The following is a 12143-nucleotide window of genomic DNA, read 5'->3' as shown; positions in this document are numbered from 1 at the left end:
CTATCTCCGGCGATCATACCGTTAAAGACGGCGCCCGACGTGTTCAACGCCGCATTGGTCGTGCCGTCATAGGTTCTATTGATTGCCGTGATGCCGGTGATGTCGGAGATCGTCGCCTTGGTGATGTCGACCGTGTCGGTGCCGCCGATCAGCGTATAGTTCGAGGCCAGGCCGCTGCCATTGCTGAGCGACAGCGTGCCAACCGACAGCACCTTGCCGGTGCCGGCATTCTTGTCGGCCATGGAGCCCACGCCGGTCAGCGTCAGCGTCTCGCCATTGGCGAAATTGTCGAGTGACAGATTGCCGGCGGCGACATTGGTCGTGCCGTCATAGGTGCGACCGCCCGAAAGGTTGAGCACGCGCTGCGAAATCGTCAACGCGCCGCTATAATCGACATAGGCCGTGCGAGGACCGTTCTCCGTCACCGAGACGATATCGGGGTCGGAATAATTGTAGGTCCCGGCATTGGTCGTGCCCGAAATCGCACTGCCCCAGGCGAGCGAGACATTGCCTGTGCCGACGCCCGATAGCGTCGCGCCGGTAATCGCAGAATTGGCGTCGCCATAGCTCCGCGTGCCGCTACCGATCTTGACATAATCGTCATAGAGCCCGGTGCTGAGCGAGCGCAGCATCATGTAGCCACCATTGGCGCCGCTTGTCGATTTGCCCCAGACATTGGCCAAATCCCAGCCGGCATCGATGAAGCTGAAGGGGTCGGCCATCTGCGCCGTGGTGAGGCCGGTTGCGGAAAATGTCCCGAGATTAGAACCATAACCGGACGGCTGTCCTGTGGTGTCGATGTCCCAGAAACTATTGGTGAAATTGGAACCGCTGTTAGTGGCGCCCACCAAACCTCCGACGTTGGAGCTGCCGCCAACTAATCCGGTCGCATAGGCGTTGGAAATCGTACCGCCCTGGTCATAGCCGACCAGTCCACCCACATATTGGAAACCGCTGACCGCGCCGATCGCGTAATTGTTGCTGATCGTGCCTCTGATGCTGTTCTGGCCGACCAGCCCACCCACTTCTTGGCTGCCGCTGACGGCGCCGCTGGCATAGGTGTTGATGATCGTACCGCCCTCGTTCCGGCCGACCAGCCCACCCACTTCTTGGCTGCCGCTGACGGCGCCGCTGGCATAGGAATTGCTGATGCTGCCGGAGTAGTTCCGGCCGACCAGCCCGCCGACTAAACCTCCACCAGAGACGGTAGCGGTGCTGTAGGAATTACTGATCGAACCGTAATTGTAGCCAACCAGCGCGCCGACATACAAGTTGACGCCCCTGACCGACCCTCCAACAAGCCCCACATTGCTAATCAATCCGCTCGACACTCCGAACAAACCAACATAGTCATTGCCGCTCACAGTGAGGGCGCTGATGGTGTGGTTGTTGCCGTTGAAGTTGCCGTTGAACGCCGCGTTCACCATGTCCCCGAGCGGCACCCAGCCGTTCGTCGACCAGATGCCGGAAGCGTTGGCACCCGACGTCTCGCTGGCGTCGATATTGTTGGCGAGCGTGTAGTTGCCGTTAAGGTTCGCGCCGATCAGCGCGAGCTGATGCAGATTGGTGATGACGCCGTTGACGGCAGCCTCCGAGCGCAGGATCGGCCGCATGTCGCCGGCCTGGTACCAAGTGTTGGCAAAATCCAAGCCCGCGTAACTGGATGAATCGCGCGCCTGCCCCGTGGTCAGGCCGGTCGCGGAGACGACACCCCCACAGTATCCGCAAGCCGAGGACTGACCGGTGGTGTCCATGTCCCAGAACGAGGTCGTGACGGTTCCGTAGTTGTCGCCGGTCAACCCGCCAAGGCTGCCCGTGCCGCTGACCGAGCCGCTGGCATAGGAATTGGTGATACTGCCCTGGGAATGGTTAGAACCCACCAGTCCGCCGACGGAGGAGTTCACCCCGCTGACCGAGCCGGTGGCATAGGAATTGATGATCGTACCTTCGTTGATACCGACGAGCCCGCCGGCTTCGCCCGCGCCGGCCCTGACCGTAACGCCGATCGCATACCCATTGATTATCGTATTCACACTTACGCCCGCCAGCGCGCCGGCATAACCGCCGCTGATCGATCCGCCGACGAGCCCGACATTGCTAACCGATCCACCCAGGATGCCGCCGAACAAACCAGCTAAGGTCGGAGAACCCGGATAATGGGAATTGTCGGATTGGCTCTCGGCCAAGGAAACGGTGAGGCCGCTGATGGTGTGGCCATTGCCGTCGAACGTGCCGCGGAATTGGGTGTAGTCGTCGCCAATGGGCACGAATCCCGCGCCGTCATTCCAGATCGCGGTTCCGGAGGCGTCGATGTCGTTAGCCAAGATCCAATTGGCGGCGAGATTGGCGCCGCGCGAGCCGATGCCCTGCAAGCCGTAGACATCCGCGACCGTGTAGGGCGTGGCGCTGGTGCCGTCGCCGCCGGTTACGCGCAGGAAGGACGTACCATCGGTGATGCGGAAGTCCTTGGCCGAGAAGGCGGGCAGCGTTCCGCTGTTCTGCACCCAGTTGCCTGCAGCCAGCACGAAGGCGCCGACATTGACCGCCGCCGGAGCAGAAATCGTACCGCCGGAAGAGACGATCAGGCCGCCATTTGCCGTGATCGCGCTGTTGATGTTGATGTCCGATGCCGCCGCGAGCGTCAGCGTGGTGAGCGCACTCCAGTTGATCGGCGCCGCGACGGTGATGGTGCCGGCCTGCGGATTGGTGGCATCCGACGACGATCCGGTCGTGACCGTGACATTTGCGGTCTGGAGTGCGTTGGTGAGCGTGTTGACATTGATGACGCTGTCGTTGCCGGTGGCGTTAAAACCGCCATCCGTGTTGCTGCCTGTCCCCGTCGAGATCGTGACATTGTAGGGATCAAGCAGCAGATTGCCGACGGAACCATGCGCTGCCGTCAGATCGGTAAGGCCGGTATAGGAAAGCAGCGCCTTGCCCGATACCTCGGCCTCGCCGCCATTGCCCGAGATTGCGCCGCCCTTGGCCGTGATCGTGCCGGCAAAGTTCGTCAGATCGTCAGACCATAAGACGACATTGCCGCCGGTGCCCATGGTCACCGCATTGGCATTGATGACGGTATGCGCGTCGACATCAAGCGTCTCGGCATGCTGCAGCGGACCCTTCCCCTGACGGTTGCCGCCGATATTGACCGTGCCGCCGCCGGTCTTGCCGGACGCGTTGACCTTGGCGGAGGCAAGCTTGATCGACCGGCCCGTCACGGTGACTTTGCCACCCGTACCGGCGGCGTTGCCGGCATCGAGCGAGCCCGAAACCGCCACTTCGCCGTCGCCGCCGGTGAGCGTGATATCGCCGCTCTTGCCGGAAACGCCATTGGCCTCAATCGTGCCCGACATGTTGACCGCCTGCCGCGCCATATCCTTGGCCGCGGCGGCGGTGAGCTGTACCGTGCCGCCCCTGGCAGAAATCTTGCCGCTATTGTCGACCAGCGCGCCACTGCCGCCCGCCTTGGTCGGCACCGCCACCTGCAGGAAACCGTCGCCGGACAGATCCAGCGTTGCCTGTTCGCCGGATCCCAAGGCCGCCTTGCCCATCGGCACGGTGATGACACCGGCATTGGCGACCGTGCCGCCGATCAGCGCCATGTAGCCGCCGCGGTTGATGGTGATCGCACCGGTATTCGCCACCGGGGCAGAGGCGCCATTACCGGTGAACGTCCTCTTGCCGCCCATGAAGTCGTCATCAGAGATGCCGAGGGTCGAGGCGACGAAGGCGCCTGCCTTGACCGTGCCTGAACTGGTGATCGCAATGCCGTTCGGATTGATCAGATAGACTTGGCCATTAGCGTTGATCTGGCCTGATATGGTCGAGCTTGTCTCACCGGTCACACGATTGAGGATGGCGGCATTGGCATCGGGTTGGACGAAGGTGACGCGATTTGCCTTGCCGACATTGAAGCTCTGCCAATTGACGACGGCGCTGCCGCTCGTCTGGTTGATGGTCAAGGCGCCGGCCGATGGTGTCCCGATCGTGGCACTACCCGCTGCCACCTGCCCGCCTGAAGGCAGTGACTGGGCCGGCGCCACCGTCGCGTGGGCAAGCGCCGTCGATGCCAGAAGCGCGAGGAGCCGGACCTTGCGCGTCCGGGTTCCGTGCGAAAGCACTCCATTGCTGAACGTCCGACGGTTCGTCTGTGGGGTCATCGCTGCTATCCTAAAACTGAAACGCCGCCGAGACGGTGAAGCGGTTGTCGTTGGAGCCATCGCCGAAGTGCTCGACACGGCCGTATTCAAGATTGACGTTGGTGCTGTTGAAGCTCGCCTGCTCGGCCGCTGCCAGCCGCAGGCCGAGGCCATAGGCCGCGCCGCGCGAGAAGCCACTTTCCAGCGCCGTCGGCTGGTAGAGCTTGACGCCGCCATAGGCGCCGAACAGGTAAGGCGAAACCACCACGCCGCCGGTTGTGGTCTTTCCATCCGGCAGACTGGTTCCCTGCTGCGCCGGGAATTCCGGCCAGCCGAACGGCAAGGTGAAACTGGTAACGAAGGGGAACTGCGCCTCCGCGCGCAGCACGAAGCCGGAATCGCCCTGCATCGAGCCAGTCGGAAAGCTCGACAGGCCCGAGGAGGAGACGAGGCCGATCTGCTCGGAATTGAGCAGCGGCTGGCCGAAGGAGGTCTGCGCCTTCGCGCGGAGATCGAAGACCAGATGCTCTACGATCGGCTGGCGATAGCCGAGAGTGACCTCGACCTTCTGGAAATCGGCGTCCGCGCCTTGGCGCGACAAGGGCGTGCCGCTGCCATTGGCATCGGCTGCACTGCGTGCGCCAAGCGCATTGAGGCCGAACGAACCGGTCAGACCAGCACTGACGAGCGCATCGCCGGATACATACCAGGAAAGATCCGCGCCCGCGCGCAGGATGCGCAGCCGATCCTTCGACAGTGCGGCACCGCCGCCATTGAGAAGCTGCAGTTCTTCGTCCTGCGCATCGAAGCCGCCATTGAGGTTGAACGTGAGCTCGCGCGAGCGGATCAACGGATAGGCGAGCCGGGCCGAATAGCGGGTGAAGTCCGACATGAACTGCAGCCCGGATGCGCTCGCCTCCGGCGTCGTGCGCGAGGCGGTGGCTTCAAGGTTCAGCGTCAGCCCGTCGATGCCGATCGGCAGGGTTACACCGCCGGCCAAGGACCGGTTGCGCGGCGCGCCGGTGAAATAGCCTTCGTCACCGCCGAAACGCGGCGCACCCGAGGCTCTCAGATAGAAGAGTTCACCGAAGCCGAATACTGAATTGAAGTCCAGACCGACGCCGGTGTTGTATTTGCCGAGCGCGTCGGTGGAATTATTGTCGCCCGAGACGAAGCCCGTGACCGGCTTGTAGCGCGCCTCGATCGTCAGCACGCTGCCGCCGGGCTTCGTGCCGCGCGACAGCGTCGAGCGCAGCACCGTGCCCGGCAGGTCGCCCGCCAAAAGCAGCCGACGCTCGATCTCATCGTTGGACATCCCCTTCTCGCCCACCAGCGGCGAGAGCATCTTGCCAATGCGTTTGCGGATATTGTCGGGAAGATGCGAGGTGTCGATGCTTTCGACGAAGCCGTTGATGACGACAATGCGCAAGGTCGCGCCATCGACCAGGCGCTGCGCCGGCAGCACCACACGCACCAGGCCATATCCCTTGGCGCCATAGGCCCGCTCGAGCTGACCCGCCGCCTCGAAGAGGGCGGCCGCCGTCACTCGGCTGCCGGTCAGGCTCTTCGTCACGCGCGCCTCATCTTCGGCAAAGCCCGGAAGCCCGCCTTCGACCGTGACGGCCTTCAGGCGCACGGTGAGCTTCTCCGCTCCCTTGGGCGCGACCGGACCTGATGCTTCGGGAATGACGATGCCGCTGTTCTGCTTCTGCAACTGCGGCTCGAAGCTCTGCGGCGTTACCTGCGAGGCCGTCTGCGCAAAGGCAAGGCATGCCGGCGCCATTACTGCAACGCTCGCGGCCAGTCCCCAGGATCGGAAAAAACGGTATCCGAAAGTCAAAATGAACCTCAATCTCAGCATACGCAGTCGTGTTGGAAGGAATTCCGCAAGGAATGGTCGAAAATTGCCGGCACAACCCCTTCCCGCAGCAGGACTAATAAAGTTGGCTACAGAGGTCAGCATCCATTTTTGACTTGGGAGATCTTGAGGAGTTTCTGCAGGCGAATGTCGGCAAACGCCGAGGAAGACAGATCGTCTTATTCGCAATTGCGGGCTCCTTGAGAAACCGGCGCGCCACCCCTTAAAGCGTTGGCGAGCGCGCCATCGAGGATGATCAGCTTTTGCGCCTGAAACGCCGCATATTCCTCGTAGAAGCCGCGCGAAATCCACATCGGCGAATGTCCCGGCCGCCCAGCCCAGCCGAGGCCTCCGATCGCTTGAGCTTCCGAGATCTTGCGGCTGGTATGCGCGCTAGAAAGACCGGTCGCTCGTGCCAGATATGCAATGGAGCTGACGTCCGTGAGATATCGCTCCGGCTGCGGGAAGCTTTGCCGATCGACACCTGCGATCAGCCGGTCCATCACCCAGCCACCCGAATCGATCCAGCTGAAGATCCTGTAGAGCGGTCCCGGCGTGCGCACTTCGGGAGTGAAGAACAGAGCATCCGCCACAAGCGGCTGGATCAACGGAAGCAAGCTCTCCCATTGCGTGGAGAACTGCACGTATCTTTGTCCGTCATCGAGCAGATCGAGTGCCTGGAAATGCAGATTGTACCAGAGCGCCAGGAGAGACAGGGAATCAGGCGATGGTTTTGCCCATCCACGATGGTCGGCTACCCGACTGTCGATAGCCTGAATGACGCCATACTTCATCGATTCATCAAAGAAGGTATAGGCTGTATTGCGGCTCGCAAGACCAAGGAAGGTTGCCAGAAGGCCAAGACTTCTACGGCTGAGACCCGGCTCTACATCGCCGATAGGCCGAAAAAAGTGGGCGACCGCGGCATGGCTTAGGAGCCAACGCTGCTGTGTCGCAAACAGCGCTGCGGATCGCGGCGATTGCTTATGGGCCTCGAACATTGCCGAAGCCAGGAAAAAAACCGCTGACGGGAAGGAAACGCGCGAAATCATGCCGCTCACGCCGCTCCATGGCCGATCGTTTGTTCCCTCGCCTGCAAGAGGTGGAAATGCCTCCGGAAATTCTACTATCTGCTCCAAGAATGCGATCTCCGGCTAGCGCATCCGCCAACGAAACCATCCAAAGTCCTCGTCAGATCGTTCCGGTCCACCTGCTGACTAGGAGCGCTGCGCCGACTCGCAATTCTTTGGCGACGATTTAAAAACTTCTCAGATTATAAAAATATGAGAAGTAAATGCCGGATCGTAGGTAACTTGTCAACGAGAATGTTTCTCATATTATTGCAATATGAGAAATCGACCGGTGTCGAATTGTACGCGCACGAGAAGGTGGGAAATTTAATGGACGCTTCATATCATCGGCAAAACCACTGGTTTGCCAAAAGGACCTGAGCGGATGCCCTTACCCAGACCGATCAACCCGTTCTACACCTTGGGCGTTCTGACCATCGCCTCCACCTTGTCTTACCTCGACCGGCAGATACTTGGTCTCCTGGCGGAGCCGCTGAGACAGGACCTTCATCTGACGGATCTGCAGATCGGCCTCCTGCAGGGTTTCACCTTCGCCATTGTTCTCGCAACCGCCGGATTGCCGCTGGGTCGCTGGGTTGATGCCGGAAACCGTGTGCGGATCGCCGCCGTTGGAATCGCGCTCTGGAGCATCATGACAGCCGCTTGCGGCTTTGCAGGCAGTTTTGGAGCTCTTTTGCTGTGCCGGACGGGTGTCGCATTGGGAGAAGCGGCCCTCACACCCGCCGCCTATTCCCTGATCAGCGATTTGTTCCCCACCCGCCGACGCGGACTTTCGATAAGCATTTACAGCACAGGCGCATTCATCGGAGCCGGTCTATCGCTCGTTTTGGCAGCAACGGTTCTTCATGAATTATCGAGCGCGGGAAACGTCTTCCTTCTGTCCGGCATGCGGTACATATGGCAGATGGTATTCGTCTTCATCGGACTGCCTGGCATCGCTGTCGCCCTTTGGGCTGCAAGCCTCAAGGAACCCCGCAGGCATTCCGGAACCGTTCCAGCCGCTGTACCGGGCATGGTCGAGATCCGCGCCTATTTCTTGAATAATCGGGTGGAACTCGCGAGCCTTTATTTCTGCCTGGCCTTCGCGGCGACCCAAGCCTATAGCTACAGTGCATGGATCCCCACCATGTTGATCCGCACCTTTCATATGCCGCCAGTCGCCGTCGGCTTTAGCCTCGGACCGCTCTTGATCGCCTCGAGTGTATCGGGGTTGATCCTTGGCGCAGTACTCGGCGATAGCCTGGTTCGACGTGGTATTGCGGCCGCTCGCCCCATCCTTATGTGCGGCGCTGCCCTGGTTGCATCGCTGTTCACCGCGGCAGTACCTTTTGCTTCGACCCTCAACGTCGCGCTTGCCTTGATATCTACCGCAACATTTCTTTCCACAATCATCGTTGCGAACGGTCCTGCCGCACTTCAGGACATCACACCATCACGCATGCGTGGCATCTCAAGCGCAGTCGGCGTCCTGATTGTGACACTCATCGGCATGGGCGTCGGCCCCACGTTGATCGGCTTCGTCAGTCAGGACATTATCGGCGATCCAAGCAAGATTGGCCTCGCGCTGAGCTTCGTATCGACAATCGCTCTTATCGTCTCGTCGGCATTGGCGTTGGTGGCCATCGTCAACTACAAGTTCGAGCCGAACAACACAGCGGCACGCGCGGTATGAAAATCGAGCCTATGGAGACAAAGCCACGTTTGAAGATCAGGATTGTCAGACTGCTCTACCGGTTCGCGCCACGACAACTTTGCATGGCTATCAATAATCCTCAAAGGGACCGCCAGCCGCGTACCGAATGCTCGCTGTTCTTGCTCCATGGTCACGCCGCATCTTATAGATTGACCTGAAAGATTCGTTGAAAGCGCGTTGCATGTCGGCCTATGAAGTCCTGGTTTCCAATATTACCCAGAGTTTTCTCGATCATGGCTACGAAGCCATGACGATGAGCAAACTGGCAAAATATTGCAATATCACGCGCCGAGGCCTCTATCATCACTTCAGCAGCAAGGAAGAAGCTTTCCAGGCAATGGTTCGCCAAAACAATGAGCGTACTCGGCAAGGCAGTCTTAGCGAAGGCAGCAGGCTGTTTTCGGCTGGCGCCGATGTCCTTGATATCGTCACAGCTGTGCTCGACGTTCGGTATGGCGATACGAGAAGAAAATTGGTGCTTTCACCTTTCGCGTTTGAAGTCAACGACTACGCGTTTCGCCTATGCCGCCCGGAGATGGTAGAAGCTGCAACAGTTTTCCAGGCCGATTTCGCCGCACTACTCGAGCAAATCATGGCAAACGGCCAACTGACTCTTCGGCCGACGATATCGGTCGAGACCTTGGTGCAGTTGCTCTGCGACGGTGCTCGTGGGACCAATCAGAGCTTTTTCGCACCGTCACCAGAGGAAATCACCGCACGCTACCGGCAGATGAGCCAAGCAATCCTGTTCGGCTGTGCCGAGCCGGCTGGGCTGTAACGGGCTCATGGAAATTCTCAGGGAATATGCTCCGAGCATGTTCGCTCTTGAGAGGAGCCGAACCAGCGACTTTTACCGAGAATGAGCGGAGTTCCGCAACAAGGCCGTCCTCGTCTCCGCTGTCCCTCCCTGATGCTGAAGACGGAAGCCAATCCCTAAGGTCTCACAAATGAGGTGTTCGACGGCTTCCACTCGGCGCTCGATGCCAACCGGGCGCAATTCTTCCATAAGCTTCCCGTCGGTCCAGGGTCGCAAGCTTGAGTCCGCCTCGCACCACCTTCCGAATGCAATGAAAAGGGCCTCTCTCGGAGGCCCTTTCGGCATTATTCAAGGATGCGAACGACCTTGCGCGTCTTCGGTTGAACGATGACGCGTTTGTGGTTGACGACGGCGTAGGCATAAGTCGGGTTATCCGGCACCGGCGTGACGACAACCGTCTCTGGAAGCGCGCGGCCCACAACGATCTGATCCTGCACGACGGCCTCGGATGGAGGCAGGGGCTGTTCCTGAACGTAGGTGACCACTTTCTCCGGCGGCGGATCGATCGCTGTACCGGCAATCGCACCGGCCACACCTCCCACGGCAGCCCCGACAGGGCCGCCGACAACCGCTCCCGTCACCGCGCCGCCCGCAGCGCCGGTTACCGTGGAAGATTGCGCGAACGCCGAACCGGCCAGAAGGCCAAGGGCAGTAACTGAAACTACAAGTCTCGTTTTCATGGCATTCTCCTTTCGATTTTCAGCTCCTATGAGCTGAAAGGAAAATTACTCAGTAAAGAGAATGTTCCTCTTCGGTTACCATCAAGAGCAATCACGAGTTAGCTGCTTGTGACAAGGTTCGTGATCAGTAACGGATTGCGAAACACCCGCCGGCTAAGCCCCCGAAAAGGCCTGTGAAAGTGCGCGTATGGGAAGAGTTCGTGGGTGGACACGGTCTGAAGCCTCGTGCCCGCGAACCATGCACCCCTCGGCGAACAGAGCCTTGCTTATGATCTTAGATGTGCCAAGGGAATACCAAGCAAAGCCGACAAGCCCGACGGTTGCTAGACACGGCGGATTTCAGCCGCCAGGGCATTGACGAGCCCGCTTTCGAACCGACCGAAGACCGCTCCTCTGTCGACGAGCGATCGTCAGCGTCTTGGGTCATGGTTGCGGTTTGGTGTGCCGAAACAGCTCCAGCCTTTCCGCGAGTTCGATCTCGGCCACCGGTTTCCCAATAATTGCAAGCACCGCTTGGGAATATTCCGCCGCGATCGCCTCCTGGCCTGTGACGAAGATACTTGGAATCCCCTGCTGGGAAAGCCAGATAGCCGCATTAGGGCCAGTGCGTCCATCAGCGAGATCGATATCCACTAGCACTCCGTCTATACTGCCAAGATCCTGTCTTTTGACGAGGTCGGTGAAGCTCATGGCGGACCCCGCAAAGATATGCCCCAAATCCTCAATCATGGCCTCAAGCTGAAAGATGATCAGCGGGTTGTCTTCAAGACAGAATATGCGCAGTGGATGTGCCGAAGATGACATGGCTAAAAGGCCTCCTGGAGGTCAAAGGTCCTTCGGTGACACGCGTGCAAGGGGACCGACTTGAGTACACCGTAGCCCCTGTGGATGAAACAGGATGGTGGGCGGCGTGCCAAAGAGGTTGTATAACGCCGAGCGGATGTAGCGTGTTCCATATCCACTCCTTTTGGGTTCCGATACTGGCGGACCTCCTCTCTCAAGCCATTCGAGATCCAGGTTCCCATCTTGTGAGACGGACCATTTCAGACTGATCCGGCCCTCTGGTTTTAAGAGGGCACCGTATTTAAGCGCATTTGTCGCGAGCTCATGGAAGCACAAGGCCAACGTCGTCGCGGCTTCGGCACTCAGCAAAATTTCCGGCCCCGCGAAACTAATGCGATCGGCGCCTTTCGCCCGATATGGGCTGAAGGTCAATTCGGCGATATGGGAGAACTCGGCTGCATCGCCATTCGCCTGGAACACCGCGGAATGTACGTTGGCAAGAGCGGCAAGCCGACCGGCGAAATCGTCGGCGAACTCATCCAGCGAAACTGCACGCCGACGCGTCATCTGGAAGATTGAGGAAATGCTGGAAAGAATGTTCTTTACCCGATGGTTGAGCTCACGCCGAAGCTCGCGCTCACGCTCGATGTGATCCCGAACGTCTCGTTGGCGCAGGCGGGCCAAGAGGCTCGATTGAACGCCACTCAGCAATTCGAGCGCCGTTACGGGACGCTGATAGTAGAGCTGCCGCGAGCGGGGCCAAACGGTTGACAGCTCAGCCTGAACGCGGGTCGGAGGAACCATCCGATCCAATAGGATAAGGATAGGCATCTCGGACCATTCTGGCTGCTCGACAAGGTGGCGACCGATCGCCTTCTGCACCTCCGGATCGAGTGCTTCCTGGGTCGCAACCACGACACCGGGCGTTTGTGCCAACAGCGCCCTCAATTGTTCCAAGCCCTCCGCTCGCCGCGCAATGACGTCCTCCTGAGCTAAGAGTATCTCCAAATGTTCGGCGTCGCGCCGATAAGGCGCGATTACCAATACCCAGTCGAGATGGCTGTCATTCGCGGCCACGG

General features: G+C 59.7%; 8 protein-coding genes and 1 pseudogene. 3 read left to right on the top strand and 6 right to left on the bottom strand.

Annotated elements, in window-relative coordinates:
- The 3 genes from JJQ51_RS01235 to JJQ51_RS01225 form a co-directional block, all read right to left on the bottom strand.
- A partial coding sequence (locus tag JJQ51_RS01235) for a beta strand repeat-containing protein (protein ID WP_269244158.1) occupies positions 1-4163 on the bottom strand: 4163 nt, incomplete at its 3' end.
- A 10-nt stretch (positions 4164-4173) separates the two neighbouring features.
- Positions 4174-5925, bottom strand: a complete 1752-nt coding sequence (locus JJQ51_RS01230) for a ShlB/FhaC/HecB family hemolysin secretion/activation protein (protein WP_269244157.1) — start codon at positions 5923-5925, stop codon at positions 4174-4176.
- 254 nt (positions 5926-6179) lie between these two features.
- A complete protein-coding gene (locus JJQ51_RS01225; RefSeq protein ID WP_269244156.1) occupies positions 6180-7139 on the bottom strand; it encodes a hypothetical protein in 960 nt (319 codons plus the stop codon).
- Between the two features lie 316 nt (positions 7140-7455).
- Between JJQ51_RS01225 and JJQ51_RS01220 the strand changes: the two genes are divergently transcribed.
- From JJQ51_RS01220 to JJQ51_RS01210, 3 genes and pseudogenes are all read left to right on the top strand, one after another.
- Positions 7456-8763: an MFS transporter gene (locus JJQ51_RS01220; protein WP_269244155.1), complete on the top strand. Its 1308-nt coding sequence runs from the start codon at positions 7456-7458 to the stop codon at positions 8761-8763.
- Positions 8764-8965: 202 nt separating this feature from the next.
- Complete coding sequence (locus JJQ51_RS01215) at positions 8966-9562, top strand: TetR/AcrR family transcriptional regulator (protein WP_145322953.1); 597 nt, start codon at positions 8966-8968, stop codon at positions 9560-9562.
- A gap of 100 nt (positions 9563-9662) precedes the next feature.
- Positions 9663-9808, top strand: a pseudogene (locus tag JJQ51_RS01210) (alpha/beta fold hydrolase); the annotation flags it as partial.
- Positions 9809-9885: 77 nt separating this feature from the next.
- Here JJQ51_RS01210 and JJQ51_RS01205 read toward each other — a convergent pair.
- From JJQ51_RS01205 to JJQ51_RS01195, 3 genes are all read right to left on the bottom strand, one after another.
- Entirely contained in the window at positions 9886-10281 is a 396-nt protein-coding gene (locus JJQ51_RS01205; RefSeq protein ID WP_145322951.1) for a DUF1236 domain-containing protein, read from the bottom strand.
- Positions 10282-10704: 423 nt separating this feature from the next.
- A complete protein-coding gene (locus tag JJQ51_RS01200; RefSeq protein ID WP_152095297.1) occupies positions 10705-11085 on the bottom strand; it encodes a response regulator in 381 nt (126 codons plus the stop codon).
- Positions 11086-11106: 21 nt separating this feature from the next.
- Positions 11107-12141: a sensor histidine kinase gene (locus JJQ51_RS01195; protein ID WP_269244154.1), complete on the bottom strand. Its 1035-nt coding sequence runs from the start codon at positions 12139-12141 to the stop codon at positions 11107-11109.
- Positions 12142-12143 lie beyond the last annotated feature (2 nt).

This window comes from Rhizobium sp. AG207R, from assembly GCF_027109195.1.
In the GTDB taxonomy this organism is placed as follows: Bacteria; Pseudomonadota; Alphaproteobacteria; order Rhizobiales; family Rhizobiaceae; genus Rhizobium; species Rhizobium dioscoreae.
The sequence above is the reverse complement of the archived record's forward strand: the minus strand, read 5'-3'. Positions and strand labels throughout refer to the sequence as shown.

What these genes read in the sequence shown, in the direction of transcription:
- JJQ51_RS01230 (WP_269244157.1), bottom strand. Translation starts at nt 5,925, where the DNA reads ATGGCGCCGGCATGCCTTGCCTTTGCGCAGACGGCCTCGCAGGTAACG.
- JJQ51_RS01220 (WP_269244155.1), top strand. Translation starts at nt 7,456, where the DNA reads ATGCCCTTACCCAGACCGATCAACCCGTTCTACACCTTGGGCGTTCTG.
- JJQ51_RS01215 (WP_145322953.1), top strand. Translation starts at nt 8,966, where the DNA reads ATGTCGGCCTATGAAGTCCTGGTTTCCAATATTACCCAGAGTTTTCTC.
- JJQ51_RS01205 (WP_145322951.1), bottom strand. Translation starts at nt 10,281, where the DNA reads ATGAAAACGAGACTTGTAGTTTCAGTTACTGCCCTTGGCCTTCTGGCC.
- JJQ51_RS01200 (WP_152095297.1), bottom strand. Translation starts at nt 11,085, where the DNA reads ATGTCATCTTCGGCACATCCACTGCGCATATTCTGTCTTGAAGACAAC.